Annotated in this window: 29 protein-coding genes; 10 read left to right on the top strand and 19 right to left on the bottom strand. The window is 57.3% G+C overall.

Going from position 1 to position 26,146, the window contains the following annotated elements:
- Window positions 1-6: 6 nt before the first annotated feature.
- The 5 genes from HY282_00935 to mraZ form a co-directional block, all read right to left on the bottom strand.
- Window positions 7-1,518, bottom strand: coding sequence for a UDP-N-acetylmuramoyl-L-alanyl-D-glutamate--2,6-diaminopimelate ligase (locus HY282_00935; GenBank protein ID MBI3802313.1), 1,512 nt, complete (start codon window positions 1,516-1,518; stop codon window positions 7-9).
- Entirely contained in the window at window positions 1,515-3,404 is a 1,890-nt protein-coding gene (locus HY282_00930) for a penicillin-binding protein 2 (protein ID MBI3802312.1), read from the bottom strand. The genes HY282_00935 and HY282_00930 overlap by 4 nt, the downstream gene beginning before the upstream one ends.
- On the bottom strand, window positions 3,397-3,729 hold the full coding sequence (gene ftsL, locus HY282_00925; protein ID MBI3802311.1) for a cell division protein FtsL: 333 nt from the start codon (window positions 3,727-3,729) through the stop codon (window positions 3,397-3,399). The genes HY282_00930 and ftsL overlap by 8 nt, the downstream gene beginning before the upstream one ends.
- 9 nt (window positions 3,730-3,738) lie before the next feature.
- Window positions 3,739-4,683 carry a 16S rRNA (cytosine(1402)-N(4))-methyltransferase RsmH gene (gene rsmH, locus HY282_00920; protein ID MBI3802310.1) on the bottom strand — a complete coding sequence of 315 codons (945 nt, stop codon included), beginning with the start codon at window positions 4,681-4,683 and terminating at the stop codon, window positions 3,739-3,741.
- Between the two features lie 114 nt (window positions 4,684-4,797).
- Window positions 4,798-5,241, bottom strand: coding sequence for a division/cell wall cluster transcriptional repressor MraZ (mraZ, locus tag HY282_00915; protein ID MBI3802309.1), 444 nt, complete (start codon window positions 5,239-5,241; stop codon window positions 4,798-4,800).
- Window positions 5,242-5,836: 595 nt separating this feature from the next.
- Here mraZ and thiS point away from each other — a divergent pair.
- From thiS to moeB (HY282_00880), 7 genes are all read left to right on the top strand, one after another.
- On the top strand, window positions 5,837-6,058 hold the full coding sequence (thiS, locus tag HY282_00910; GenBank protein ID MBI3802308.1) for a sulfur carrier protein ThiS: 222 nt from the start codon (window positions 5,837-5,839) through the stop codon (window positions 6,056-6,058).
- A 33-nt stretch (window positions 6,059-6,091) separates the two neighbouring features.
- Window positions 6,092-7,015 (top strand): cysteine synthase A, encoded by a 924-nt coding sequence (gene cysK / locus HY282_00905; GenBank protein ID MBI3802307.1) that lies wholly within the window; start codon window positions 6,092-6,094, stop codon window positions 7,013-7,015.
- A 10-nt stretch (window positions 7,016-7,025) separates the two neighbouring features.
- Window positions 7,026-7,865: a molybdopterin-synthase adenylyltransferase MoeB gene (moeB, locus tag HY282_00900; protein ID MBI3802306.1), complete on the top strand. Its 840-nt coding sequence runs from the start codon at window positions 7,026-7,028 to the stop codon at window positions 7,863-7,865.
- 86 nt (window positions 7,866-7,951) lie between these two features.
- On the top strand, window positions 7,952-9,220 hold the full coding sequence (locus HY282_00895; GenBank protein MBI3802305.1) for a threonine synthase: 1,269 nt from the start codon (window positions 7,952-7,954) through the stop codon (window positions 9,218-9,220).
- Window positions 9,217-9,495 carry a MoaD/ThiS family protein gene (locus tag HY282_00890; GenBank protein ID MBI3802304.1) on the top strand — a complete coding sequence of 93 codons (279 nt, stop codon included), beginning with the start codon at window positions 9,217-9,219 and terminating at the stop codon, window positions 9,493-9,495. The genes HY282_00895 and HY282_00890 overlap by 4 nt, the downstream gene beginning before the upstream one ends.
- Window positions 9,496-9,526: 31 nt before the next feature.
- A complete protein-coding gene (locus tag HY282_00885) occupies window positions 9,527-9,766 on the top strand; it encodes an NIL domain-containing protein (protein ID MBI3802303.1) in 240 nt (79 codons plus the stop codon).
- A gap of 27 nt (window positions 9,767-9,793) precedes the next feature.
- Window positions 9,794-10,624, top strand: coding sequence for a molybdopterin-synthase adenylyltransferase MoeB (gene moeB, locus HY282_00880; GenBank protein MBI3802302.1), 831 nt, complete (start codon window positions 9,794-9,796; stop codon window positions 10,622-10,624).
- 65 nt (window positions 10,625-10,689) lie between these two features.
- Here the strand turns inward: moeB (HY282_00880) and HY282_00875 are convergent, their stop codons facing one another.
- On the bottom strand, window positions 10,690-11,478 hold the full coding sequence (locus HY282_00875) for a response regulator (protein MBI3802301.1): 789 nt from the start codon (window positions 11,476-11,478) through the stop codon (window positions 10,690-10,692).
- 79 nt (window positions 11,479-11,557) lie between these two features.
- Here HY282_00875 and HY282_00870 point away from each other — a divergent pair, with 79 nt between their 5' ends.
- On the top strand, window positions 11,558-11,995 hold the full coding sequence (locus HY282_00870; GenBank protein MBI3802300.1) for a M67 family metallopeptidase: 438 nt from the start codon (window positions 11,558-11,560) through the stop codon (window positions 11,993-11,995).
- Here HY282_00870 and HY282_00865 read toward each other — a convergent pair.
- The 8 genes from HY282_00865 to radA all read right to left on the bottom strand — a co-directional run bounded on the left by HY282_00865 (window position 11,987) and on the right by radA (window position 18,821).
- Entirely contained in the window at window positions 11,987-13,918 is a 1,932-nt protein-coding gene (locus HY282_00865) for a hypothetical protein (protein MBI3802299.1), read from the bottom strand. The genes HY282_00870 and HY282_00865 overlap by 9 nt on opposite strands.
- Entirely contained in the window at window positions 13,915-14,646 is a 732-nt protein-coding gene (gene tatC / locus HY282_00860; protein ID MBI3802298.1) for a twin-arginine translocase subunit TatC, read from the bottom strand. The genes HY282_00865 and tatC overlap by 4 nt, the downstream gene beginning before the upstream one ends.
- Window positions 14,647-14,820: 174 nt before the next feature.
- Window positions 14,821-15,060 carry a twin-arginine translocase subunit TatB gene (tatB, locus tag HY282_00855; GenBank protein ID MBI3802297.1) on the bottom strand — a complete coding sequence of 80 codons (240 nt, stop codon included), beginning with the start codon at window positions 15,058-15,060 and terminating at the stop codon, window positions 14,821-14,823.
- A 51-nt stretch (window positions 15,061-15,111) separates the two neighbouring features.
- The gene (locus tag HY282_00850) at window positions 15,112-15,390 is read right to left on the bottom strand and encodes a YdcH family protein (protein MBI3802296.1); all 279 of its coding nucleotides are present in this window, start codon (window positions 15,388-15,390) and stop codon (window positions 15,112-15,114) included.
- 49 nt (window positions 15,391-15,439) lie between these two features.
- Window positions 15,440-15,922, bottom strand: a complete 483-nt coding sequence (gene rimI / locus HY282_00845) for a ribosomal protein S18-alanine N-acetyltransferase (GenBank protein ID MBI3802295.1) — start codon at window positions 15,920-15,922, stop codon at window positions 15,440-15,442.
- Window positions 15,922-16,641 carry a tRNA (adenosine(37)-N6)-threonylcarbamoyltransferase complex dimerization subunit type 1 TsaB gene (gene tsaB / locus HY282_00840; protein MBI3802294.1) on the bottom strand — a complete coding sequence of 240 codons (720 nt, stop codon included), beginning with the start codon at window positions 16,639-16,641 and terminating at the stop codon, window positions 15,922-15,924. Before tsaB ends, rimI begins: the two co-directional genes overlap by 1 nt.
- A 39-nt stretch (window positions 16,642-16,680) precedes the next feature.
- Window positions 16,681-17,442, bottom strand: a complete 762-nt coding sequence (locus tag HY282_00835) for a hypothetical protein (GenBank protein MBI3802293.1) — start codon at window positions 17,440-17,442, stop codon at window positions 16,681-16,683.
- A complete protein-coding gene (gene radA, locus HY282_00830) occupies window positions 17,439-18,821 on the bottom strand; it encodes a DNA repair protein RadA (GenBank protein MBI3802292.1) in 1,383 nt (460 codons plus the stop codon). Before radA ends, HY282_00835 begins: the two co-directional genes overlap by 4 nt.
- A 184-nt stretch (window positions 18,822-19,005) precedes the next feature.
- Here radA and HY282_00825 point away from each other — a divergent pair, with 184 nt between their 5' ends.
- Together HY282_00825 and HY282_00820 are read left to right on the top strand one after the other, a co-directional pair.
- Complete coding sequence (locus HY282_00825) at window positions 19,006-20,499, top strand: aldehyde dehydrogenase family protein (GenBank protein ID MBI3802291.1); 1,494 nt, start codon at window positions 19,006-19,008, stop codon at window positions 20,497-20,499.
- 10 nt (window positions 20,500-20,509) lie between these two features.
- Complete coding sequence (locus HY282_00820) at window positions 20,510-21,949, top strand: hypothetical protein (protein ID MBI3802290.1); 1,440 nt, start codon at window positions 20,510-20,512, stop codon at window positions 21,947-21,949.
- A 39-nt stretch (window positions 21,950-21,988) separates the two neighbouring features.
- Here HY282_00820 and panB read toward each other — a convergent pair whose 3' ends face one another.
- The 5 genes from panB to HY282_00795 form a co-directional block, all read right to left on the bottom strand.
- Entirely contained in the window at window positions 21,989-22,789 is an 801-nt protein-coding gene (gene panB, locus HY282_00815; protein ID MBI3802289.1) for a 3-methyl-2-oxobutanoate hydroxymethyltransferase, read from the bottom strand.
- On the bottom strand, window positions 22,789-23,760 hold the full coding sequence (locus tag HY282_00810; protein ID MBI3802288.1) for a methylenetetrahydrofolate reductase: 972 nt from the start codon (window positions 23,758-23,760) through the stop codon (window positions 22,789-22,791). The genes panB and HY282_00810 overlap by 1 nt, the downstream gene beginning before the upstream one ends.
- Window positions 23,721-24,593 (bottom strand): bifunctional methylenetetrahydrofolate dehydrogenase/methenyltetrahydrofolate cyclohydrolase FolD, encoded by an 873-nt coding sequence (folD, locus tag HY282_00805; protein MBI3802287.1) that lies wholly within the window; start codon window positions 24,591-24,593, stop codon window positions 23,721-23,723. The genes HY282_00810 and folD overlap by 40 nt, the downstream gene beginning before the upstream one ends.
- Window positions 24,574-25,191, bottom strand: a complete 618-nt coding sequence (locus tag HY282_00800; GenBank protein MBI3802286.1) for a 5-formyltetrahydrofolate cyclo-ligase — start codon at window positions 25,189-25,191, stop codon at window positions 24,574-24,576. Before HY282_00800 ends, folD begins: the two co-directional genes overlap by 20 nt.
- A gap of 109 nt (window positions 25,192-25,300) precedes the next feature.
- The gene (locus tag HY282_00795; GenBank protein MBI3802285.1) at window positions 25,301-26,143 is read right to left on the bottom strand and encodes an HD-GYP domain-containing protein; all 843 of its coding nucleotides are present in this window, start codon (window positions 26,141-26,143) and stop codon (window positions 25,301-25,303) included.
- Between the last annotated feature and the right edge of the window lie 3 nt (window positions 26,144-26,146).

Genomic DNA, 26,146 nt, shown 5'->3' with positions numbered 1-26,146 from the left:
GGACCCTCAGATCCTTCCTTCCTCCCCTCTCCCCGCTTTTCCTTTTAGAGCCGTGAGAGCCGCCCGCGCCACCTCGCGGTCGTCAAAGGGGAAGCGCTTCTCTCCGATGACCTGATAATCTTCATGTCCCTTACCGGCGATTACGACCGCATCCCCTTCTGTGGCCAGGTCGACCGCCCGACCGATCGCCTCGCGCCGGTTCTCGATGATCTCATACCGGGCGGCGGGATCTTCTTCCTTGAGCCCCGCCTCGATTTCCTGAAGGATGGCGAGTGGCGCCTCGCTCCGGGGATTGTCGGAGGTCAAGAGCGTGATATCGCTGTAGCGCGCGGAGACCGCTCCCATCTTCGGCCGCTTTCCTCGGTCGCGGTCGCCACCGCAGCCGAAGATGGTGATAATTCTCCGAGGGGAAAGATCGGTCACCGCCTGAAGCAAGCGGGTCAAGGCATCGTCGGTGTGGGCATAATCGACAATGACCCAAAAATTTTGTCCGCCGTCGATCTTCTCAAAACGCCCCGGCACCCCCGACATCGCCGCAACCCCGGCGACGATCTGCTCTTTCGAGAGCTCCAGCGCCATCCCCGCCGCGATCGCGGCGAGAAGATTGTGGACATTGTATCGGCCGACGAGGGGCGACTGAATTTGCAGCGTCCCTTTGGGACTCTGGACCGTCATCCGAATTCCTGCCAGATCGCTCTCGATCGATGTCGGATAGAAATCGGCCTCGGGCCCAAGCCCGTAACTCCAACTCCGGTTCGGGATCTCTTCCCGAAGCCGCCGCCCCCAAGGGTCGTCGACATTCACGATCGCCATTCCGGTCTGCTCGAAAAGCCGACGTTTGGCGGCAAAATACGCCTCCAGCGTCCCATGATAATCGAGGTGATCTTGCGTGAGGTTCGTAAAGATCGCCGCATCGAACCAGCACCCCTCCACCCGTCCTTGATCGAGCGCATGGGAGGAGACCTCCATGACGACATGGGTTGCACCGGCCCCGCGCATCTCGCCAAAGAGGGCGTGCAGCTCCAGCGCCCCCGGCGTCGTGTGGGTCGCCGGTCGGACCGTTCCTCCCAAGTCGAACTGAACGGTCCCCAGCAATCCCGTTTTAAACTGACCGGCCCGCAAGAGCGCTTGCGTTAAAAAGGCGGTCGTGGTCTTTCCATTGGTTCCGGTCACACCGATCAGATGGAGCCCGTCGGTTGGATTTCCATAAAAGTAAGAAGCAAGATGCGCCAGCGCCCGGCGCACCTGGTCGACTTCGATATAGGTCACCGGCCGACCGGCCTTTCCGGCCGTCTGCTCCCTCGATGGAAGCGGCCCCTCTGCAACCACAACGGCGGCGCCCTGCGCAATCGCCTCCGCGATAAAGAGGCGGCCGTCTTGTCGGGTCCCGACCGTTGCCACAAAAAGGCCGCCCGGTCTCACCTTCCTTGAATCGGAAGCAATGTCGTTGATCTCCAGCTCCGTCGGGCCGACGACCTCTTTGGCCGCAAAAAGATCGAGCCACTCATTTAATTTCAACGATGATCCTTGCCTTCTCTCGCTCCCCCCGGACCGTTCCAGGCGATCACCTCGGAAAGCGGGTTTGAAGCTGTTTTTCGGACGACACCGGAACGCTTCTTTTTCACCTCGATCTCCCGCTCTTCCTGGAGTGTCATCGACGCGGTCAATAGCTGCTCGCCGAGCGGTGGTTGGGGGGGGACCTTCAGGTAGTGCAACACCTCGCTTCCGACGGCGGAGAAGACCGGCGCCGCCACACTTCCTCCCCAGGCCTCCCCTTCCGGCTCATCGACCATGACCAGGATGGCGACGGCGGGAGCGTCTGCCGGAGCAAATCCGACAAAAGAGCTGACAAAGTCGTGCGCCGAGTAGCGGCCGGTCGCCGGGTCGATCTTTTGGGCGGTGCCGGTCTTCCCCGCCACCAGGTAGCCGGGAATCGCCGCCTTGCCGCCGGTGCCCGACTTGGAGACGACCCCCTGTAAGATTCGGACCATCTCGCGGGCGGTCCCCTCTGAGATCACTCGTCTGCGGACCTCCGCGCCCGATTCCTTAATGACCCGTCCCTCGCCGCCGACCTGCCGCAGGTTGACCTCTTTGACCTGACGGACCAGGTGCGGGGTCATCAGCCATCCGCCGTTCGCGACGACCGACACCGCCGAGATCACCTGAAGGGGAGTGACGCCGATCTCCTGCCCGATGGCCATCGACGCAAGCGAGCGCTTCGACCACTGGTCGGGGGTGCGGACCAAGCCGGGGGCTTCTCCCAGCAGATCGATCCCCAGGCGCTCGCCGAAGCCGAAGGCCTGGATGTAGCTGGAGAGCCGTTTTTCACCGAGCCGCTGCGCCACCTTGGCCGTCCCAATGTTGCTTGACTTTGCGATCACCTGGCGAAAAGAGACCACCCCGACCGGCTCATGGTCGTGAATCACCGTCCCAAAAACCGGATAGGCCCCCTGTTCACAATCGATCATTTCGTTCGGATCGACCACCTTCTCTTCAAGGGCCGCAGAAGCGGTCACGATTTTAAAAGTCGAACCGGGCTCATAGGCGTCGGTGATGGCGCGATTGCGCCATTCGGAGGGCTGATGCATCTGTACGGCGTTCGGATTGAACCTCGGCCGGACCGCCATCGCAAGGATCTCTCCGCTCCAAGGGTCCATGACGATGACCGTTCCCCCCTTGGCATGTTTCTTCTCCACAATCCGGTCGAGCTCCCGCTCGCTGATATGCTGGATCACCTCATCGACCGTCAGATAAAGATCTTTACCGCGAGAAGGGGCGATGTAGTCGATCCCTTTGGGGAAGATCGATTTCCCATGGGCATCGCGCTCCAGCACGATCCACCCTTTCTCTCCGCGCAGAGTCGTGTCGTACTTCCGCTCGACCCCTTCTAAGCCGTGATTGTCGAGGCCGGCGAACCCGAGGAGATGGCCGAAGAGGGCCCGCTTAGGATAAAAGCGCTGGCTCTCCGTGACAAAACCGATTCCTTCCATCGAATGTTTGCGGATCTGCTCTGCTTTTGCCGGATCGATCTTACGGGCAACCCAAGCAAAATTCTTTCCGTCGGTCAGCCGTTTTGTTAATCCCTTTGGATCGAGATCCAAGATCGGCGCCAATTTCCGAGAGACCGCAGCAGGATCTCGAATTTCGGTGGGGACGGCATAGACCGATGGGACTTCCACATTCATGGCGAGGATGTTTCCGTTTCGGTCGTAGATGGTGCCCCGTTCCGCCTCGATGGAGATGTTCTTCTCATGCTCGCGATCGGCCCGTTTCGACCAGGCCTCATGCTGGAACGCCTGAAGGATCACCAACCGGACCGCCACGAGGACAAAACCGACGCTCAAGAGGGAGGCGACCCATAATAGCGGCGCCCGGCGCGAACTGGGGACACGCCTTTTAATCATTACGGCGCCCCCCTTTTCCGGGATCGGGCGAGCGTCCGCCGATTTCCTTTTCTTGCTGCAAGTAGACCCGTTGTTGAGGAAGCGCCGGGGACATTTTTAACTGTTGAATTGCAATCTGTTCCACCCGTTCAATGGCCCTTAAGCTCTCCGCCTCGACCATCAGCCCACGATGAATTCGCTGCAATTCGACCTTCTGTTGGTGAAGCTGCTCGATCTCATAGCCGAGGTGGATCATCTGATTTCGCTGCCACAGGGAGAGAAACGCCAAAAGGAGGATCGCTCCTCCCAGAACCAGGAAAACCAGTCTAAATTCAAATCGCCGCATCTCTTTCCCCTATGCCGCCCGCTCCAAGGCCCGAAGCTTTGCACTCCGCGCCCGCGGATTCCGCGCGCTCTCTTCGTCTCTCGGTCGGATCGGTTTTTTATAGAGATTGGTGAAACGGCGCGGCTCTTCAGCCCCCCATCTCTTGAACGATTGCTTTACAAGGCGGTCTTCCAATGAATGGAAGGAGATGACAACCAACCGGCCCCCGATCGCCAAAAGGGAGAGGGCTGCGTTTAACCCCGCCTCCAGCTCCGGCAGCTCTTGATTCACCGCCATCCGGAGCGCCTGGAACGTCCTCGTCGCCGGATGAATCCGGCCATGCCGCTCTCGGGCCGGAACTGCCCGCCAGATCACCCCCTCCAGCTCCTCGGTTCGGCGGATCTCCCCCTCTTCCGAGCGACGCCGGACGACCGCTTCGGCGATCCGCTTCGCCCACCGCTCTTCTCCGTAGCTTCGGATGATCTCGAACAGTTGTCGTTCAGAAGCGTGATTGACGAGGTCGGCCGCCGTCTCTTCTTGGGCGCGGTCCATCCGCATATCGAGCGGGCCCGGCTTCTGGAAAGAAAATCCCCGCTCTGCTTGATCAAGCTGCATGGAGGAGACGCCGAGATCGAAGAGGATTCCATCCACCTCATTCAAATTCAGATCTCGGGCCGTTTCTGAAAGGGCCTTTAAGGAACCTTTCCGAAGGAGCAACCGGTCTTGGTAGGGGCGAAGCCGCCGCTCGGCCAAGGCGAGCGCCGCTTCATCCCGATCGAGCCCAATCACCCTTCCGTCCGGTGCGGTTGCAGCGAGGATGGCTTCTGCGTGTCCCCCCAAACCGACCGTACAATCGAGATAGGTTTTTTGGGCATGCGGCTGACAGCCGAGAGCGGCGAGCACCTCCTGCACGAGAACAGGTTGATGGGTCCCTTCCCCTTCGTTAATTTTTTCAGAGAACACCGGTTCCGCCATCGCTGCAGGTACTTTCTACATTGCCTGAAGGGTATTCCGTAACTGGGTGGTGGTGCTATTTAGGATTTTGGTGGGGCACCGTCGAACCGCCCCGCACAGGCGACCTGCTTCCCGCTACATCCCGAGGCTGGCCAGCGCCTCCTGGATCTGGTCGGTGTTTTCCGTGACCAGGGCTTCGTTATCCTGCCACTTCTGTGGGTGCCAAATCTCGAATTTATTTTCAAGTCCCACCATGACCACATCGGCAGTAACCTGCGCATATTCACGAAGGGCGGGAGGGAGGAGGATCCGTCCTTGCTTATCGAGCGGACACTCCGTTGCTCGGGAATAAAAGAAGCGGAGAAAATTTTTCACTCCGCGATCCATGGTCGGCAGCTTTTTTGCTTTCTCGATCATTAAGTTCCACTCGGGAAGCGGATAAGCGGCCAGGCAAGGATCCAGGTCACTTGTAATAATCACCGTTCCATTGGAATGCGCGTTTAAGAGCTCGCGGAATTTAACCGGAACGCTCAAGCGCCCTTTGGAATCGATCGTATGCTGAAACTTTCCCAGGAACACCCTTTGCTCCCATGTTATCCCACTTCATCCCACTCCGATGGGAATTATACCCTACACTCTCACTTTGTCAAGGGAAAAACGGATATGCTTTTAAAGAGGATACCGCTATGACATAGAATCAAAAAAGGGAAACAGAGGGGGGCAACGACTCCTGAACTGGTTGATTCAGAAGAGGTTTTATGAATGGGATGATGATCGGACCCGCTTTGAGTTTCTGCCGAGGGGCCATCTATAGCGGTGTCAGTTTTTCTAAAGCCCAACGGATAGGTTTAAATTTTATTAAGCGGACGACTCCCCTCAAAAAAAAATTATCTTTGCCGCGGTTGACGGCCCGCTACTTAGAGAAGAAAAATCTCTTCTCAAGTCGTTTCCGGTGCCATGAATGACACGAATTGATTCCCGACCCACGACGAGGGGATTGAATGCAACCGTTCGATTCCCTTCCGAAACTCGCCGGCTTCGCTGGACATCCGAAAATGCCTTGACATTCAAGGGGGTTATTTGATAGTTTTTCATATTCATCGGTAAACGGATTACTCTATATAGCACCGATCCAAATAGCACCGATCCAAAATAGCTGTCAAGGAAAGGGGTCATGCGCATTAAAATCAATGGGAAACAGGAAGAGACCCAAGAAACGACCCTTTTTGATCTTCTCAAAGTAAAGAACATTGAACCGCGAATGGTCACCGTCGAATTAAATTCAAAAATGGTCGACCGTTCCACCTTAAGCAGCACCCGCATCCAAGAAGGGGACGAAATTGAATTCCTCTTCTTTATGGGAGGCGGGGCGTCGCAAACAAAAATGCGCAGCTAATGAGCTCGTAAACCCTCGTTGGGACATTTATTAATGAAATTGCATCCGAATGTGACCGAGCTGATCGGACAGACCCCGCTGGTTCAATTGAATCGGCTGGCGGACAATCAGAGTGCCCGTATTTTCGCCAAGGTGGAATTTTTCAACCCCGGCGGAAGTGTCAAAGACCGGATTTGCCTCAGCATGATCGAGGCCGCCGAACGCTCCGGAAAACTACAGCCCGGCGGAACGATGGTTGAGCCGACCAGCGGGAACACCGGCATCGGGCTGGCGCTGGTGGCAGCCGTTCGCGGCTATAAATTAATTTTGGTGATGCCTGAGTCGATGAGCATGGAGCGGGCGAGCCTCCTCTCCTCTTACGGGGCGCAGTTGGTCCTCACCCCCGCGTGGGAGGGGATGCGCGGCGCGATCAAAGAGTCCGAGAGCATCATCGAACAGAATCCCGACTACTTCATGCCGAATCAGTTCGCGAACCCGGCCAACCCGGAAGTTCATCGGAAGACCACCGGGCCTGAAATTTTAGAGGCGCTGAATGGAGAGGTCGATGCCTTCGTGGTCGGGGTCGGCACGGGCGGAACGATCACAGGTGTCGGCGAGGTGCTGAAGACAAGAAATCCGAAAACGCTGATCGTCGCGGTCGAGCCATCCGCCTCTCCCGTCCTCTCGGGAGGAGAGCCGGGGCCGCACAAAATTCAGGGAATCGGCGCCGGGTTCATCCCGAATGTGTTAAATCGGAAGATCATCGATCGGGTGATCACCGTCACCGATGATGACGCGTATAAAACGGCGAAACTCCTTGCACGGCAAGAAGGGCTCTTGGTCGGGATCTCCTCCGGCGCCAACGCTCTGGCCGCGCAGCAGATCGCCAAAGAGCTCGGGAAGGGGAAAACGGTCGTGACGATCCTTCCCGACACCGGCGAGCGCTACATCAGCATCGAAAAATATTTCAATATCTAAAGAAGGAAGTATGGCCTTTACAGAAGAACAGCTTGTCCGATATAGCCGGCACATTATTCTCGAAGGGGTCGGCGGCAAGGGGCAGAAAAAAATTGGCCAGGCGAAGGTCCTCATCGTCGGCGCCGGCGGCCTGGGGTCGCCGATTGCGCTCTATCTCGCCGCGGCCGGGGTCGGCACCGTCGGATTAATCGATGCCGATGCCGTTGATCTCTCCAACCTGCAGCGCCAGGTGATTCACCATACTTCCGACATCGGCCGGCCCAAGGTCCTCTCGGCCCAAGAGAAGATGGTTGCGATCAACCCGGACGTGACGGTCATTCCCTATCAGGAAAATCTAAGCGCCGAGAATGCGCTGAAAATCTTTAGCGCCTTTGACTATGTCATCGACGGAACCGACAATTTCCCGGCCAAATTCCTTATCAACGACGCCGCCTTTTTTGCGAAGAAACCGCTCATCCACGCCGGGATTCTCCGGTTTGAAGGACAGATCTTCACCATTCTTCCCGGCACGAGCGCCTGCTACCGCTGCATCTTTCCGGAGCCGCCTCCTTCGGGGCTGATTCCGACCTGTCAAGAAGCGGGTGTATTGGGGGCGCTTGCCGGATTGGTCGGGACCCTTCAAGGAACCGAAGTCCTGAAGTTGATTCTCGGGATCGGAAAACCGCTCACCGATCGAATTTTGAAATACGATGCCCTCCGGACCCAGTTCCGGGAGGTTCCGATTCGAAAAAATCCGAATTGTCCTCTCTGCGGCACTGATCCCACCCTCAAAACGTTGGAAGCGGAGGCGCCGCCTGTTTGTGACATCAATCCGGCCGCGGCAGCCCAATCACACGGGATGAATCCCTAGAACCCGACGTAAACGACTTTCGCCCTCAGCCGGTGTTGCCGGCGATGAGGTTTTGTTTTATTTAGCCTGAACCAGGGTTGATCTCGATGAGCAAGATGAAGGGGTTGAAGTGCAAAGAGTGCGGCAAGACCTATCCCGCTGTAGCGCTTCACGTTTGTGAATTCTGCTTTGGACCGTTAGAGGTCTCCTACAATTACGATGTCATCAAGACACAAATCTCGAAGGAGAAAATCCTTCGTGGACCAAAGAGCCTCTGGCGATATCAGGACCTGCTTCCGATCGAGGGAGAACCGACCGTCGGCTTAAACGCCGGCTTCACGCCGCTGATTCATGCGAAGAACCTCGGGGCGGAGTTAGGGCTCGATTATCTCTATCTAAAAAACGACACCGTCAACTGCCTGACCCTCTCCTTCAAAGACCGGGTCGTTGCGGTCGCTCTGACCCGCGCGAAAGAGCTCGGCTTCGACACGGTCGCCTGCGCTTCGACCGGCAACCTGGCCAACTCGGTCTCGGCACACGCCGCCGAGGCGCGGCTTCGCTGTTTCGTTTTCATCCCGTCCGATCTGGAAGCCGGAAAGGTATTGGGAAATCTTATTTACAAGCCGAATGTGGTGGCGGTGGATGGAAATTATGATGACGTCAATCGGCTCTGCAGCGAGATCGCCGGAGAATATCCATGGGCCTTCGTCAACATCAACATCCGCCCCTACTACTCCGAGGGATCCAAAACGTTGGCGTATGAAACGGTCGAGCAGCTCGGCTGGCGGACCCCGGACCATGTCGTCGTTCCGATTGCATCGGGATCGCTGCTGACGAAAATCTCAAAGGGGTTTCATGAATTCGAAGAGCTCGGCTTTGTCTCAAACGTGAAGACGCGGATTCACGGCGCCCAAGCGGAAGGATGCTCCCCGGTGGCCGCCGCTTTTAAAGAAAATCGGGATTTTATCCGACCGGTGAAGCCGAAAACAATCGCCAAATCGCTCGCCATCGGTAATCCGGCCGATGGCTTCTATGCACTGAAAGTCGTCCTCGGAAGCAGCGGACAGATCGAGCATGTGACTGATGAAGAAGTCGTCGAAGGGATGACCCTGTTGGCGCGGACGGAAGGGGTCTTTGCCGAGACCGCCGGCGGGGTCACGGTCGGTGTGCTTAAAAAATTGGCCCAGAAGGGGCTCTTTAAAAAAGGGGAATCGGTCGTCGCTTATATTACCGGGAACGGCCTCAAGACACAGGAAGCGGTCGCGCCGGCCCTCGGCGCGCCGTGGCATATCTCGCCGAGTCTCTCCAGCTTTCAAGAAGCGCTGAAAGGGGCTCCGGGAGGCGAGGCCCCACAGACAGAAAGAGGAGCAAAATGATCAAAGTTCGCATTCCGACCCCGCTCCGTAAACTGACCGGAGGTCAAGGAGAGGTCACCACCGACGGAGAGACCATCGCCGCATTAATCGATACACTGGACAAAGATTATCCCGGCCTCAAGGAACGTCTTTGCGATGAGCAGGGAGAACTCCGCCGATTCGTGAATATCTATGTGAACGAGGAAGATATTCGATTTCACGCAGGAATAAAGACGTCGGTTAAAAAAGGAGACGAGGTCTCAATCGTTCCAGCCATCGCAGGGGGATCGTTTTAGCGGTCTCTGAACCGATGCAAAGGAGGAATCATTGGCCAGCCTGAAGGTTCATATTACTTTTCCGGAAGAGAAGATTCGAGATCCGATCATTTATCAGATCGGCAAAGATTATAAATTAATTACCAATATTCGCCGCGCCGATGTGACCGACAAAAGCGGATGGGTCGATTTAGAGCTGACGGGCGATCCGAACGAGATAGAACGCGCCATCGACGGCCTGAAGAAAAAAGGGGTCAAGGTTGACCCGATCGAGCGAAACATCATTGAATAAGAGATGAGCAAGGGAGTTTCTTCGGAAATGACATTTACAGAGGATCAGCTTCAACGATATAGCCGCCACATCCTCCTGCCGGAAGTGGGAGGGAAAGGTCAGAAAAAGATTTCCGCCGCAAAGGTCTTTTTAATCGGCGCGGGGGGACTCGGCTCTCCTTCGGCGCTCTATTTGGCGGCGGCAGGGGTCGGAACGCTCGGAATCATCGACAGCGATGTGGTCGATCTCTCCAACCTTCAGCGGCAGGTCCTCCATAACACAACGACGCTCAACCGCCCGAAGGTGGAGTCGGCCCAAGAGACCCTCTCCAAAATGAACCCCGACATCAAAATCGTCCCGCTCCTTGGGAAAATCTCTTCGGAAAACATCCTTGATCTGATCAAAGATTATGACATCGTCCTCGACGGGTCGGACAACTTCGCCACCCGTTTCCTCGTCAATGACGCCTGCTTCTTCTTGAAGAAGACGCTTATTTCCGGGAGCATCTTTCGATTCGAAGGGCAGTTAACGACCCTCAAGCCGCACGACCGTGAGCCGAAACCTTGTTATCGATGTCTCTACCCGGAGCCTCCCCCCGCCGGACTGGTTCCGAGCTGTCAGGAGGCCGGGGTGCTTGGGGTCCTTGCAGGAACCATCGGCGTGCTTCAAGCTGCCGAGGCGCTCAAGGAGATTTTAGGAATCGGGCTCTCCCTCGCCGGAAGACTGCTTGTCTATGATGCACTCGAGATGTCGTTCCGCACCGTTCGGGTTCCGAAAAATCCGAACTGCCAGCTCTGCGGTCCGCATCCGACCATTACACAGCTCCTCGACTACGAGATCTCCTGCACCCTCCCCCCGCCGCCCCCTTCTGGGGAATAGCAGACTCCTCACAGGAATAATTGGAATAAAGAGAAGAATCGGACAGCGACGGCTGGAGCGGTCGTTTATGATTTAATCGGCCGCCGGTGACGGAGGACCTCTTTGATTTTTTCGACCACTTTATTCGGTGAGGTGGTGGCCTTGACCAGAAAATCAACGGCGCCGAGCTCCATGGCGCGGCTGATCTCCCGGGTCGCCCCCTTGACGGAAGTGATAATAATAGGAATATCGTTCATCTCAGGTTGAGATTGGATGATCTGAAGAACCTTGAAGCCATCCATCCCATCCATGATCAGATCGAGGAGAATCAGGGAGGGACGTTCCTGTAACAACAGCTTCAAACCTTCGACGCCATTTTGTGCAACGAGAACGGAGAATCCCTCCGAGAGAAGGCGCTGGCGATAAACCGCCTGATAGAACTGCGTGTCATCAATGATGAGAATCTTTTTTAGGTGGGGATTCGAGTTGCTTCGAGAGAGGGAAAGTTTTTCGATATATTCCTTCAGCCGACTCACATCCGTCGGCAAGGGGGTGAAGAATCGGACCCCGAACCCGAGCCCCTCATGGAGGTAGAGGACTTTTGCCTTGACTTGAAACAGCTGATCTTCGAGTTGAAATTTCAAGTCGATGAAAGCGTTCTTTTCAAACTTCTCTGGAGTGGTGATATACATCCCTTCTATGCTCAGGTCGATGGCCTGACCGCATATCCGGCCATTGATCGCAACATCCTGAACAACCAGGACCCGCTTGCTCTTCCTCCTTTTTGCCCCGTTTTCCATCGTCATACGAAGACCGTCACAGTTTCCACCTTTCCCAATCGTACCATGCGGTTGAAAAATGTCAAACGGCTTCATTGACATTCTTCTTAAATTTCAATAGTATGGCGCCTTAACGGTTGGGAGCCGACCCTCTCATTCAGCGAAGGAAATACGATTGCTCTCTATCCCGAAGTCGATTTTTGACGAGATGATCTCTCATGCGCGGACCGAAGCCCCGAACGAGTGTTGCGGATTGCTCGCGGGAAGGGAGGGCGTCATCTCCAAGATATATAAGATCAGCAATCTATCGGCAGATGATCCGGCCATTGCCGATTTGAAGGTACCGCCCGATCGCCGGTTCCGGTATGTCATGGATCCGAGAGAGCAGTTACGCGCTTTTAAAGAGATGCGAGAAGGGGGGACCGAACTCCTGGCCATTTATCATTCACATCCGCACTCCCCCGCCTACCCTTCGGCTACCGATGTCCGGCTGGCTTTTTACTCGGAAACGCATTACTTGATTATTTCTCTGAAGAGCGGGAGCCCTGAAATTCGGGCCTTTCGGATTATCGATCAGGAAATTACGGAAGAGGTCATTAAAATATCAGCCTAGGCGTTGCTTAAACCATTGGACCCATCGGCTTCCCCGCGGAACCTTATTCACCCCGAGGAGGACCCCGTCCTCTTCGGTCGCCAGCCAGATGGAGCCGTTGCTGAGGGGAAGGATTTGGTTCACCTGCTTCTCGAACCGCTCCCCTTGGTAAAGCCTTGCAGGATGCCAGGTTGCCCCCCCATCACCGCTCCAGAACAGACCGCGATCGGAGCCGAGGTAGAGAACCCCCCGGTCTTGCGTGTCAATGGCCAGTGCAGTGATTTTCAGTCCGATCGGAAGGTTCCCTTTGATCTCCTTCCACTGGCCGTTCCGATTTCCTTCCCAGAGCTTCTGCTCGCTCGCCGCGAGGAAGCGATCTTCCTTGCTCCAGCTCAGATAGCGGAGGGGGCTCCCCTCTTTTGTGATGATCTTCTTCCACCCCCCATTACCGTTGGACCAAATGGTATTTTCTATGACGACGAGAATGGATTCCCCCTCGACCGCCAGCGCGGAGATTTTTCCCGGCTCAATCCCCTCCGACTGCGACCAGTGCGCACCCTGGTCGGTTGATCGAAAGAGGCCCGTATCGGTCCCGGCATACACCCGCTCGGCCTCATCCACCGCGATGGCGCGGAGCGGACTGGGGAGAGCCCCCTCGACGGCCTCCCAGACATGCCGGCCGTGCTGGCGCCGATAAAATCCCTCGTCGGTAAAGATGTATAAAAATGTCTTTCCCCGCGCCATTCCCCGGACGGATAAATTCACCAGCCCGACGTTGTCGGTGATCCAACTTTCTCCGTTCCCGACGAAGACCCCTTTCCCATCGCTCCCGACCGTGATTCCCTCCTTGCCATAATTGAGGGTCCGAATGGGGGCCACCAGCAACCCCTCGTGAAGCGGACGCCACGGTGAATGGATTCGCCCGTGAAAGAGGCCGCTGCCCGTTCCGACATACAGGTCCCCTTCGGCGCTGGTCACAAACGAGTGAACCTGAACGTCGGCCAACTCCCCCTTGAGCGGATTCCAACTCGCCCCGTCATTGTCGCTGTAGTAGATCCCTTCCCCGGTCCCCGCATAAAGGATTCCCGCCGCATCGGCCGTTAAAGAGCGGATCGAGAGGTTCGAGAGACCGGCGTTGGCCCGCTCCCAGCGAACACCGCCGTCGCGGCTCCGGAAGATTCCGGTTCCCATCGTCCCGGCAAAGAGCGCCTCGCCCCGACCGAGGACCAGCGTCCGAACCACCTTCTCCTCCACCTCCTCGAAGACAAATCCCCGGACGACCTGCGTCCATTGACGGTCCGACGGCCGGCGCTTAAAAATTCCATTCCCTTGGGTGGCGACATAGACCGTCTGGTCTTTCGTCGCGACGATACTCCGGATCAGAACCGATCCGATCCCATCATTAAACGGCTCCCAATGCTCCCCCTCATCCCGGCTGATGAAGATCCCTTGGCCGGTCCCCGCATAAAGAACCCCCCCGGGAAGAGAGATCATCGATTCAACATCGGCATTCTCCAATCCCCGGTTGATAGAAACCCAGTGCCGTCCATCATCGCGGCTCTTGAAGAGGCCGGCCCGAATGGTCCCGGCATAAAGAACTCCTTCTTTCACATGGGTCAGATTGGCAATGAACTTATCTCCGAGGCCGGTGTTTGCCGGGGCCCAATGTTTCCCCCCGTCATCGCTCCGGAAGAGGCCTTCCCCATACGTGCCGACAAAAAGGGTCTCTCCTGAACCGGCGGCAATCGTCTGAATCACCCCGACCCCATAAGGACCTTCCGTCGGATAAAGGGTCACCCCCTCCATCGGAGGACGATAATCGGCTCGCCGCTGGATAATCGCTGCGAAAGGGATGGAGGAGGTCGTCGGCTTCCTGGAGAGATAAAAAAATCCGACGACGGAAACGATGCTGATAATGGTGAGAAACGCCTGCTTTCGCGTCATGGGGCGGTCTCCTCCGGCTCCTGTTTTTGAACCGGGGCGGCGGCCTTTCCGAAGATGCGGATGGCGATGATTCCGATTTCATAAAGAAGGAGCAGGGGAATGGCCATGACACACTGGTTGAAAACATCGGGGGTCGGCGTCAAAATCGCCGCGATCAGAAAAGCCATTAAGACGGCGTATTTTCGGTTCTTCGTCAACAGCGCCGGGGTCAGCAATCCCATTCGCGCAAGGAAGAGCATGATTAATGGAAGTTCGAAGACGAGGCCAAAACCAAGGAGAAACTTCAAATTGAAATCGATATACATCGAGATCGAAATCTGCGGCTTGATCCCGCTTTTTACTCCATAGTCGATCAGAAAGTCGAGCGCGAAAGGCATGGCGATGAAGTAACAGAAGGCCATTCCGATAAAAAAGAAAAGAGTCGATAAAACGATGAAGGGGAGGAGGGAAGACCGCTCATTCTGTAAAAGACCGGGGGCAACGAATTGCCAGACTTCGTAAAGGATCACCGGAAGGGCCGCCAGAAAACCAATGAAGAGCGCCACCTTGAGATCGGCCCAAAAGGCCTCGGCCGGTGAAAGAAAGATGAGCTCGGCATGGAGGGGACGCTTCAGAACTGCGAGAAGCGTATCCGAGAAATAAAAGGAGATTCCGAAGAAGATGGAAATAATCAGGAGTGCCCTGATCAATCGGCTGCGAAGCTCTTGAAGATGACCGGAGATCGGCATTTCTGCCGAGCTCTGGCTTCCGGCCGGTTTTTTCACCTTTTTTTAATCCCTTTCCTGTCTGCTCTCAAGGAAGACCGATCCCGACACGGCCTCATAGACAAAGTCCTCCCCCACCTCGGAAGGTCTGTTTCACCCAAGAGGAAACTGTGGACAACCGCCCATCAGCGGCGCGGTCTATTCCTTTTTAGGGGGGGTGGCGTCCTCTGGTTTCGGGGTGGAAGCGGCTTCCTTCTCTTTAGACGGTTCGACCGCCCCCCCCCTTTCAATCTCGGCGCGGACCTCTTCTGTCGCACGCCGGATCTCATACAAACCGCGACCGAGCATCCGCGCAATCTGCGGAAGTTTTTCCGGGCCGAGTACGACGAGGGCGATCACTAAAATTAAAAGGAGCTCTGGAAAACCAATCCCAAACACAGATCCCTCAACATCGAAGTCGGGCGCCGGAGCCGTACACCGACCGAGCCTTTAATGGCCTCGGGCCGACAAAGGGGGATTGGATCTTGCCGATTTTAAATCGGCCCCCTCGCCCATCTGAAAATGGCGAATCATGGTTGTCATTTCATCTTTAGCAGCCAGTTTTTTCTTCTGAAACTCTTTCTTTTGGATTTCCTCTTGAGGGGTCAACACCCTTCTTCGCGTCATCTCCTGGAGTGATTGATCGAGTTGACCATGCAGCTTCTCGAGGTGACGAAATTGCCAATTCTTCTGTCGTAGCATCTCGATGACCCTGTCTTCTCTCTCCATCGATTTCTCCTCCTCATGAGGTTAATAACGACCTTCAGTATGCCCTGTCCTAGTCGGATTGGGGGGGAAAATCATACTGGAGCAAGAGTGCATCTTCTCTCGGCTCCCGATAATAATTCCGACGAACGCCGACCTGATAGAACCCCAGCTTGCGATAAAGTGATTGCGCGGTAAAATTGGAGGCCCGCACTTCTAAGGTCGCCATCCGGATGTGGCGACGCTTACCGGTCTCCAGCGCAAAGCGGACCAGTTCCTCGCCGATTCCCTTACCCCGCCACGCCGGATCGACCGCCACGTTCATTAAATGAAGCTCATCATAAACCAGCCAGAAGAGAGTATAGCCGACAATTTGGCGATGGTCTTCCTCTCGGGCCACATAGGCAAATGAAAATGGATTTTCCCAAAGCTCGGACTCGAACATGCGTCGCGTCCAGGGGGAGGTATAGGAGACCTCCTCGATCGCCACAATCGTCTCGACATCCTTTGCAGTCATTCGTTCGAAGAAAAGTCGAATGGAGGCCGATCTGGCCATCAGACACCCCCTCCCTGTTGTGAAACCTTCTCTTCCCATTTCAGCTCGGCGGTCGAGGCACGCAAATAGACCGGGGCGACCTCTTCGGCCGAGAGGATCTCTCCGCGGCGAAGCTTCGCAAGGCCCAATTCGGCCACGCTCGCGGCGGAGGGGAAATGCAGCGTCTTCGGGGGGGAAAGAACTTTCTCTGGAGGGTGGGTGCTGAGGAGCGCGCGATACCGCTCCGCTCCTTCGCCGACGGCGAGAATCGGCCGGTCCAAGGGGCCGATTGTTGCCAGCGCCGTTTCGGGGGAGGAGGCGGTCTCGGAGTGAATCCGGACCGGAACACCTCCCTGTGTATCAAACAATCCCCAATAGACTTCGTTGCGGCGGGCGTCGAGCATCGGAACAATCAGCGCGGACGAGTAGGGAAAAAGCGCCGCCATCGCTTCCAATGTCGGCACGGCGACGAGCGGCTTTCCCGATCCCATCGCCAGCCCTTTCGCCGTCGAGAGGCCGACCCGCAACCCAGTAAAAGAGCCCGGACCGATGGAGATTGCAATGGCGTCTAAATCGGAGAGAGTCGTGCCGCTGTCGACGAGCAGCCGATCGATGGCGGTTAGAAGGCGCTCCGAATGACGGATCTCGACATGGAGGCGATATTCGGCGATCAAGCCCCCTTCCTCCATCAGGGCCACCCCGCCCGCCAGTGTGGCGGTCTCAATCGCTAACACTTTCACCCATTCACCTCACGGTGGAACATCCCACGCGTTCTTTATTTATGATGATGGACTGAGCGGCCGGAGCTCCTTGAAGTGGAGCAGAACCTTTTCTCCATGACCCTCGGCCTGGACCTCAAACGGCAACTCGCGCCCACCGACCTTTCGATAGTCGCCAAAGGTGAGCTCGGCGCGCGGTGCGCCGGTAAAATCAAATATCGCCACGCGCGTCACTTGGAACGCCGTCCGCTCAATCCAGATCTTCTCCACCAAAACCGCCTTTTCAGGCAACACCCTCAACAGGGAGAGAATGAAAAAATCTTCCCCCTTTTCCAAGGCGGGAAAAAGCGGAGGAACCCCTTTGGGAACGGCCCCCTCGCTGACCCAATCGATGAGGTCAAGCGATCCAATCGGAATGGCAGCACCGATCTCTTCTTTAAACGCGTCGCGGGTTGCCTCAATCTTTCGGCGCTCCGAGGGGATCTGGAGGGTAATCAGAGGATCGGTTACCCGAAGGTCGAAGAGGGTCCCTCCCAGGAGGTTAAAGCCGCGGATCTCGGTGCTATCCTTCCGGGCAGTCCAACTCGCTTGAACTGTATGGCGTCCCTGTCGCCGCGATTCGGCCGTGATTTCGGCGAGTCCTTTGAACCCGCTCCACTCCTGTCGGCGAAGCTGATACAGAGAGAGGAGCTCTTCCAGCGAAGCATCTTTTTTCAGCTTCTCTTCCGAGGGGCGGACCTGCTTTTTGAGGCAGCCCGAGAGAAGCAGCAATCCGATTAATCCCAGCAGCAACCCGGAATGGAACAGCCCCCCGCGCTTCACCCGATGAGCTCAAGCGCCTCGGCGACATGGGAGACGCCGACCACCTCCAAGGTCTGCCCGACCTCTCCCTCTTCCCGGAGTGCCTCCTCATTCCGTTTTGGGAGAATGCACCGTTTGAATCCGAGCTTCTCCGCCTCCCGAATCCGGAGGGCCGCCTGCTGAATTCCGCGGATCTCGCCGGCCAAACCGATCTCGCCGAAGATCACCGTCCCCGGATCGACCGGCCGCTCACGGAAGCTCGAGGCGACGGCCGCCGCAATCCCCAGATCCATCGCCGGCTCGTCGATGCGAATCCCGCTCACCACATTGATGAAAACATCTTGGCCCGCCAGGTGGAGCCCCGCTCGCTTTTCTAAAACAGCCAATAAAAGCGACGTCCGGTTCGGATCGACCCCCAGCGCCATCCGTCGTGCCGTCCCCAGATAGGAGGGGCTGACGAGCGCCTGCAGCTCAACCAAGATCGGACGGGTTCCTTCCTGCGCCGCCACCACCACCGAACCGGAGGCGTCGCGCGGCCGCTCCGCCAGAAAGAGACCGGACGGATTTTCCACATCGATCAGGCCCGCCCCCTTCATTTCGAAGACGCCGAGCTCATTCGTCGAACCGAATCGGTTCTTCACGGCGCGAAGAATTCGGTAGGGATGCCCTTTGTCCCCTTCGAAGTAGAGAACCGTATCGACAATATGCTCCAGCACCCGCGGTCCGGCGATCGCCCCTTCTTTCGTGACATGTCCGACGATGAGCACCGCCACCCCCGATCGCTTGGCGTAAACCATCAGCTGTGAGGCGACCTCTCGGATCTGCGTCACACTGCCGGGTGCCGAGGTCAGCTGGCGCGTATAAATGGTCTGGATGGAGTCGACGACGATGGCGACCGGGTGGACCGTTTTCGCGTGTTGGAGGATCTCTTCGAACGAGGTCTCAGCGAGGATATAAAGATGATTGGATGCAATCTGGAGCCGGTCGGCCCGCAGCTTCAGCTGTGCGGGCGACTCTTCCCCGGAGACATAAAGGACCTTGCCGCGGCCCGCGCCGAGTTGATTCAGAGCATGAAGGAGCAGGGTCGATTTCCCGATCCCCGGATCACCCCCGATGAGGATGACCGAACCGGCCACCACCCCCCCGCCCAAAACGCGGTCGAATTCGGCGGAGCCGGTCTTCGCCCGGATTTCGGCGGACGGCTCGATCTCGGAGATCGGCTTCGGCGCCCAGAGCGCGCGATCGACCTCTCCCGAAGCAAGCCAGCGGCTGTCGACGGTCGGCTCGACCCGCTCTTCGACCAGTGTATTCCAAGCGCCGCAGTCAGGACATTTTCCAAGCCACTTCGGCGACTGGTAGCCACACTCCTGACAATAAAATATGGTCTTAATTTTGGCCATTTCTCTACCTTTTTCACATCATAATAGAATAAAAATCAAAAAGCAAATCGGACAAAACGTTAAAAAACGGCCTCGGTTCACCCCCAAAAGGGTCGGCGGCGCGTCCGTCCCGGTCACCGGTTACCTTGTCTTTTCAAGCCTTTTTAGATAGAATAAAAACGTTATTGTTTTTTTGGAGTGGCCGATGGCCAAAAAAATTCGAAATTATATCAATGGGAAATGGGTCGACCCCGCACGGGGGAAAACCTTCGAGAGCCGCAACCCGGCCGATACCCGGGATGTCATCGGTGTCGTCGCCGATTCCGACGCCGCCGACGTCGATAAAGCGGTCTCCGCCGCCCGGAAAGCCTTTCGTCCCTGGGCACAAACCCCGGCGCCGAAGCGGGGTGAAATCCTTTTTCGGGCCGCCGAGCTCCTGACGAAGCGAAAACAGGAACTCGGAGAGATCGTCTGCCGCGAAATGGGGAAGGTCATGCCCGAGGCGCTCGGAGATGTCCAAGAGGCGATCGACATGACCTATTACATGGCCGGCGAAGGACGCCGCCTCTCCGGTGAGACGGTCCCCTCCGAATTGCCGAACAAAGATGCCAAATCGGTCCGCGTTCCGATCGGTGTCTTCGCCCAGATCACTCCGTGGAATTTTCCGATCGCCATCCCCTCGTGGAAAATCACCCCGGCGCTGGTGACCGGAAACACAGTGGTCTTCAAACCGGCGGAGGAAACACCGGTCTGCGCGACCCGATTCGTCGAGATATTGATTGAAGCCGGCCTTCCGCCGGGGGTCCTCAATCTGGTCCATGGCTTCGGCGAGACCGCCGGCGAGCCGATGGTCCGTCATCCGGAGGTCGACGCCGTCTCCTTTACCGGATCGAATCCGGTCGGCGAATACCTCGCCGGGGTCTGCGGGAGCAGCCACAAGCACTTTACCATGGAGACCGGCGGGAAAAACCCGATCATCGTGATGGACGACGCGAACCTCGACCTTGCGGTGGAGGGGGCCCTCTGGGGAGGCTTCGGAACCTCCGGCCAGCGCTGCACCGCGGCGAGCCGGGTGATCGTCCATGAGGCGGTCCATGACCGGTTTGTCAGATTGTTCAGCGAGCGGGCGGCACGGCTGAGGGTCGGCCCCGGATCGGATAAGAAAATCGAGATCGGCCCGGTGGTCAGCGAGACCCAGTACCGAAGGATCCTCGACTACATTGAGATCGGAAAGAAAGAGGGTGCGAAGCTGATCCTCGGCGGCAATGCCCTTAAAAAGGGAAAACTGGCCCAAGGATACTTTATCGAGCCGACGATCTTTACCGAGGTCACCCGGTCGATGCGAATCGCCCGGGAGGAGATCTTCGGTCCCGTCGTCGCCGTGCTTCGCGCACGCAATTTAAATGAGGCGATCGACATTGCCAACGATGTCCCCTTCGGCCTCTCCGCCGCCTTCTACTCGCAGGATGTCAATCAGACCGCCGTCGCCGAGCGCGACCTCGATACCGGATTGGTTTACATCAACGCCTCGACGATCGGCGCTGAGATCCAACTGCCGTTCGGCGGGACCAAACGGACCGGCCTCGGTCCCCGCGAGGCCGGCGGACGCGGCGGTGCCCTCGACCTCTATACCCAGTGGAAGGTGATCTATCGCGACTTCTCCGGACGGCTGCAGCGAGCACAGATCGACAAAGAATAGGACCGACCGAATGCGAATTGCGGATCGCGGATCGCGGAATGATCAACCTCCCGTCATCAACGCCGCCTCCCGAACAGCGCGCCGGCTCTTTTCACCCTTCGCCTTCTTTTTATTCGGGTCTCTTCTCTTTTTCGGATGCCAAGGAAACAGCACCCCCTCCCCGCCGCACCTTCCGGATGGGGTAATGAATCTCTCAAAAAGCACGGCCCTTTCAATCGGTCCCCAGATCGCCCTCTCCGGGAATTCGGTTTATGTCGTCTGGCAGGAACATACCGGCGGGCAAAACATGGAGGTCTTCCTCTCCCGCTCCGGAGACGGTGGGACGACCTTCGACGCGCCGATCAATGTCTCTCAATCGTCCTCTTTCTCAGGAAATCCGAAGATCGCCGTCTCGGGAAATTTGATTTATGTCGTCTGGGAAGAATTCGTCTCGGACCGGAACGATACCGACATCTTTTTCAGAGAGGCGGAGGACCAAAACGGATCGTTCGTTTGGGCCCCCCCGCTCGACGCGCCGGGGAAGAACCTCTCCCTCTCCCCGCCGGTCTGCGGCACGCCGGGAAACAAGACCGGTCCCTGCCCCTCTCAAGAGCCGGCCGTGGTTGCCTTCGGGGACAATGTCTTTGTCGCCTGGGGAGAAGCGACCGACTACCTGATCTCGCCGGTCACGGTCGGCCAGTCGGCCACTCAATTCACCCTTTTAAATTCTGAAATTCTGTTCACCCACTCCACCAACCGGGGCGCCGATTTTACTCCATCCCCCGCCGTGATCTCCGGACCGAAGCCCAGCTCAATTTGCGGGGCCGATGCGCCGCAAACCCCCTCATTGAATCCAACCCTCGCCGCAGCCGACGGCCACCTCTATATCGCGTGGGAAGATTGCACCCGCCCAAAGTCGAAGGTTCTCTTCCGAAGACTCCCTGATCCGACCGGGAGCTTCACCCCGCCGCTCAGCCAAGATCCGACCATTCTCTCCGGATCGATCAACGGCTCCAATCGTCCCGAGCTTGCGGCGGAGGGAGACCGGGTCTATCTCCTATGGGAAGGCTTTCCTTTTCCCGAAGAGTCTAATACCTGTCCGGTGTTGGGCGGCTCCGCCCCCAACTCGGAGATCCTCCTGATCCGATCGCTGAATCAAGGGGCTACCTTCACCTCCACCGACGATCTTCCTCAGACCAATCTCTCCAACAATGCCTGTAGCTCCAACGACGGGAAGATCGCTGTTTCAGACGGGTCGATCCATGTTGTCTGGATGGACAATACCCCTGGGCTGGCGGGCCTCGTCTATCGAAAATCGACCGATAACGGCGCCACCTTCAGCCCCGCCGTCAACATCCAAGGATCGGGCTCCGCGGCAAACCCCTCCATTACCGCCTCCAGCAACACCCTTTTCACCACCTGGGAAGATGCCACCCTCGGAAACCTCGAAGTGGTCTTTACAAAAAAATAGGGTCTGAAACGACTGATTCGAATCGGTGGAGGCGCGAGGCTACTCGTATCCCTCTGCTTCGGTTGGGAACTTGCCCGACGCCACATCCGACTTGTAACGTCGGACCGCGTCGGTGATCAGCGGGGTGAGGTCGGCATACTGGCGGACGAATTTCGGATGAAACCGGGTGAAGAGGCCGAGGAGATCGTGGAGGACCAGCACCTGACCGTCGCAGTGCGGGCCGGCGCCGATCCCGATCGTCGGAATCTGAATCGATTTTGTGATCTTCTTTGCAAGCGAGATCGGGATTCCTTCGAGGACCAACGAGAAAGCGCCCGCCGCTTCGACCCGCTTCGCATCGGCGAGGAGCTGCTTCGCTTGAAGGCTCTCCCTTCCTTGGACCTTGTACCCTCCCATCCGATGGACCGATTGCGGGGTCAGCCCGATATGCGCCATCACCGGGATGTCGTGCTGTGTCAGCGCTTCGATCCGATCGGCCACCCGCGCTCCCCCTTCCAGCTTCACCGCGGCGGCGCCTCCTTCTTTGAGGAACCGGCCGGCATTCCGGATCGTCTCCTCCAGGCTCGCTTGATACGACATAAACGGCATGTCGCCGACAACCAGCGCCCGCCGGGCGGCGCGTGAGACCATGCGGGTGTGATAGATCATCTGATCGAGGGTCACCGGCAGCGTGCTCTCCTCTCCCTGAACGACCACCCCCACCGTATCGCCGACCAATAAGATATCGATCCCCGCCTCATCGATCAATTTGGCGAAAGGATAATCATACGCCGTCAAAACACTGATCTTTTCCCCCCGCTCCTTTTTCTCGAGAATTCGGGGAACGGTAACCTTATCCATTATCGAGACCCTCCGGCGACCGCCCGGTCGGCGCCGCCCAAAAACCCTTTTCCGGAGTCGGTCAGCCCCGCCCGCTCCAAAATCGTCGGGATCTGCTCCTCCGCGCCGATCGCCATCAGATGGACCCCGTCGCACAGGCCCCGCACCGACGTGATGACCTCTAACGTAATGTCGATTCCGGCAGCGACCGCCCCTTCTTTTCCGGCCCGCGCCAGCCGTTCGATAAAATGATCCGGAACGCGAATCCCGGGGATGTGCGCGTTGACATACTCGGCCATTTTAACGGAACGGAGAAAGAGAACCCCCGCAATCACCTTCACACTCGATTGACGCGCCATCTCCATAAACTGCTTGAACGGCTCCGGATCGAAAACCGCCTGCGTCTGGAGAAAGCGGGCGCCGGCCTCGACCTTATTTTTAAATTGGATCAGACCGGGGCCGGAGAAATCGCTCAGAGGAGAGACGGCCGCACCGGCAAAGAGATCGGTCGCCCCCTCCAGCGGGTGGCCGCCCAGGTCCCTTCCTTGGTTCAGATCTGTCACCGTCTTAAGGATACCGACCGACGCCAGATCGAAGACCGGTTTGGTCTCTTTTTGGTTGCCGACGGTCACATCATCGCCCCGCAAGCAGAGCACATTGCGGATGCCGAGAATCTGAAGGCCGAGCAGGTCGGACTGAATCGCCAATCGATTTCGATCGCGCCCCGTAATCTGGCAAATTGGATCATGTCCCATCTCGAGAAGCACTTTGCTGAGCGCCAAGGGACTTGCATGCATGATCGCGGCGGGATTGTCGTTTACATTCACCGCATGGACTTTTCCCAACAACCGTTGGCCCTGTTCGGAGAACCGGGAAATGTCGCTCCCCTTCGGCGGGACACACTCCGCTGTCAGAAGAAACTCGCCCGACGCGCAGGCCTCCCGAAGGGTCTTCATTTCGGACCATCTCCGCGGCGGCGCGCGGCGGCCCATTTCGCCGACTGAAGGGTGTTCGAAAGAAGCATGGCGATCGTCATCGGGCCGACCCCGCCCGGCACCGGCGTGATCGCGCCGGCCCGCTCCTGAACCGGCTCAAAGTCGACATCCCCGACGATCTTCCCGTCGGGAAGACGGTTGATTCCGACATCGATCACCACCGCCCCTTCCTTGACCATCTCTTTCTGAACGAACTGCGGCTTGCCGATTGCAGCGACGAGGATATCGGCCTGCCGGCAGACCTCTTCCAAATTTTTTGTTTTCGAGTGGCAGACGGTCACGGTGGCGTGGCGGTGAAGCAGCAGCAGCGCCGCCGGTTTTCCGACGATGTTGCTCCGTCCGAGGACGACGGCATGGGCGCCGGCGATCTCAACCCCGGTTGCAATGAGGAGCTCGATGATGCCGAGCGGGGTGCAGGGAACAAACCCCGGTTCATTCGCCACCAGCTTCCCGACGTTGAGGTAGTGAAAGCCGTCGACATCTTTCTCCGGCGAGACGGCGTCGAGAACGCGCCGCTCATTGATCTGTTTCGGCAGAGGGAGCTGGACCAAAATGCCGTCGATCTTCGGATCGCGGTTCAGCCGGTCGACCAGGGAGAGAACCTCTTTCTCTGTGGCGCTGTCGGGGAGGGTGTGCTCTTCGGAGTAGATCCCAACCTCTTCGCACGCCTTCCGCTTGTTGCGTACATAAATCTTCGAGGCCGGATTTTCGCCGACGAGCACCGCCGCCAATCCGGGCCGATGGTCGGGTTCCAGCTGGTCGACCACTTCCTTCACACGCGCGCGGACTTTCTGCGCGATCATTTTTCCATCAATCCGCTTTGCCGGCACCATCCTCTCCTTTGCAATCAATGGTTCTTGTTTCGGTGATGATCAGATCGATCGGATGATCGGTCGGCTCAATCGGAAGCCGATGCACGATCTGGAATTCAAAGGCCAACCCGATCTTCCTCCCGGAAGTACCGGAGAGGAGACGATCGTAGTATCCCCCTCCAAAACCGAGCCGATTCCCAGCCTCGTCAAAAGCGACCCCCGGAATCAACCAGAGATCGACCTCTTTGGGATCGATCGCTTTCCGAAATTCGGGTCGGAGTTCTAAGATACCGAAGGGACCGGGCTGCAATTGGGAGAGATGAGAATCGGTCAGGACCGAGAGGGTCAATCCATTCGTCTTAGGTTCAACAATAGGAACCACGACCCGCTTCTTGAGTCGAAGCGCCTCTTCGATTATTTCCTGCGTCTGAACCTCGGCCTTGGAGGCCAAATAGCTATGAACCGTCTCTGCCGCTCTGAATTCCGAAGAGGTAAGCAATCGCCTTGCGATCGCCTCGCACTTCGTCCGCCGCTCCTCAGGGGACAGGGTTCTTCTCTGAAGCAGAAGACGGGCGCGGATCGCCCTCTTGTCGGAGGGAAGATTCAAACGGGTCACCTCTATCCGTTTTTCAGGTTAACAGGTTGCCGTTCGAATTGTCAAGAAATTTGCCCTGTGAAAGCGTACCTTGATGGGATACAAGCGGGGTGACATGGAGCCGTAAAGTTCAACCGTGGTGGGAGGATGGGGAAGGACCGTCGGCTTCTCCAAAGAGGATCGGGTCGAGCAGTCCGGCCCCCCAAATTTCGAGGAAGACATTGACGATCTTCGGATCGAACTGTGATCCCGAACAACGCCTAATTTCCTTGATCGCTTGCTCGGGATCAAGCTGTTTTCGATAGGGGCGGCTGCTCGTCATGGCATCGAACGTGTCGGAGACGGCGAGCAGTCTCCCTTCGATCGGAATGTCCTCTCCCGCCAGCCCCTTCGGATAACCCTGTCCGTCGAACCGCTCATGATGATAGAGGACATAGGGAACCAACGATTCGAAAAAATCGATGCCGCGGATGATCTGCTCTCCAATTTCAGGATGGGCTTTCATTACCTCGAACTCTTCGACCGTCAACTTGCCCGGCTTGTTGAGAATGGCATCGGGGACGCCGATCTTTCCGACATCGTGGAGGTGTCCCGCCAATTCCAGCACCGCCAATTGCTCATTCGACCAGTGCAGCTGCTTCGCCGTCAACACGGCATATCCGGTCACCCGATCGGTATGGCCCCCCGTATAGCAATCACGTTTTTCGATCGCTTTTGCAAGGGTGATCGCGGTGGCTCTTTGGCTCTGAATCAACCGCTCCGTCTGCTGCCGCTCCTGTAGATAGCTCTTGCGGAGATCCTCAGCATAGCGGAGCATCTGTTGATATGCGGTCTCTAACTCTTGGGCCTTGAGCTTTTCTCTTTTAAGAAGGATCTTCAAATCGCGGAGCACGTAGGCGAGCTGGGTGCCGGAATAGCCGAATTCCTCTCGAAGATACCGCTCTAACTCTCGATCGACGTAAGATAAACCCATGCA

This window comes from Candidatus Manganitrophaceae bacterium (assembly GCA_016200325.1).
Lineage (GTDB): Bacteria > Nitrospirota > Nitrospiria > SBBL01 > Manganitrophaceae > Manganitrophus.
Note: the sequence above shows the minus strand (reverse complement) of the source record. Positions and strands in the feature narration are given on the sequence as shown.

Coding starts and splice junctions, on each gene's coding strand:
- rsmH (MBI3802310.1), bottom strand. CDS start 4,683: ATGGCGGAACCGGTGTTCTCTGAAAAAATTAACGAAGGGGAAGGGACC.
- thiS (MBI3802308.1), top strand. CDS start 5,837: ATGCGCATTAAAATCAATGGGAAACAGGAAGAGACCCAAGAAACGACC.
- HY282_00825 (MBI3802291.1), top strand. CDS start 19,006: ATGGCCAAAAAAATTCGAAATTATATCAATGGGAAATGGGTCGACCCC.
- radA (MBI3802292.1), bottom strand. CDS start 18,821: ATGGCCAAAATTAAGACCATATTTTATTGTCAGGAGTGTGGCTACCAG.
- HY282_00820 (MBI3802290.1), top strand. CDS start 20,510: ATGCGAATTGCGGATCGCGGATCGCGGAATGATCAACCTCCCGTCATC.
- cysK (MBI3802307.1), top strand. CDS start 6,092: ATGAAATTGCATCCGAATGTGACCGAGCTGATCGGACAGACCCCGCTG.
- HY282_00865 (MBI3802299.1), bottom strand. CDS start 13,918: ATGACGCGAAAGCAGGCGTTTCTCACCATTATCAGCATCGTTTCCGTC.
- HY282_00895 (MBI3802305.1), top strand. CDS start 7,952: ATGAGCAAGATGAAGGGGTTGAAGTGCAAAGAGTGCGGCAAGACCTAT.
- rimI (MBI3802295.1), bottom strand. CDS start 15,922: ATGGCCAGATCGGCCTCCATTCGACTTTTCTTCGAACGAATGACTGCA.
- HY282_00930 (MBI3802312.1), bottom strand. CDS start 3,404: ATGATTAAAAGGCGTGTCCCCAGTTCGCGCCGGGCGCCGCTATTATGG.
- moeB (MBI3802302.1), top strand. CDS start 9,794: ATGACATTTACAGAGGATCAGCTTCAACGATATAGCCGCCACATCCTC.
- HY282_00890 (MBI3802304.1), top strand. CDS start 9,217: ATGATCAAAGTTCGCATTCCGACCCCGCTCCGTAAACTGACCGGAGGT.
- moeB (MBI3802306.1), top strand. CDS start 7,026: ATGGCCTTTACAGAAGAACAGCTTGTCCGATATAGCCGGCACATTATT.
- HY282_00850 (MBI3802296.1), bottom strand. CDS start 15,390: ATGGAGAGAGAAGACAGGGTCATCGAGATGCTACGACAGAAGAATTGG.
- ftsL (MBI3802311.1), bottom strand. CDS start 3,729: ATGCGGCGATTTGAATTTAGACTGGTTTTCCTGGTTCTGGGAGGAGCG.
- HY282_00810 (MBI3802288.1), bottom strand. CDS start 23,760: ATGGGCCGCCGCGCGCCGCCGCGGAGATGGTCCGAAATGAAGACCCTT.
- HY282_00875 (MBI3802301.1), bottom strand. CDS start 11,478: ATGAAGCCGTTTGACATTTTTCAACCGCATGGTACGATTGGGAAAGGT.
- panB (MBI3802289.1), bottom strand. CDS start 22,789: ATGGATAAGGTTACCGTTCCCCGAATTCTCGAGAAAAAGGAGCGGGGG.
- HY282_00795 (MBI3802285.1), bottom strand. CDS start 26,143: ATGGGTTTATCTTACGTCGATCGAGAGTTAGAGCGGTATCTTCGAGAG.
- tatC (MBI3802298.1), bottom strand. CDS start 14,646: ATGCCGATCTCCGGTCATCTTCAAGAGCTTCGCAGCCGATTGATCAGG.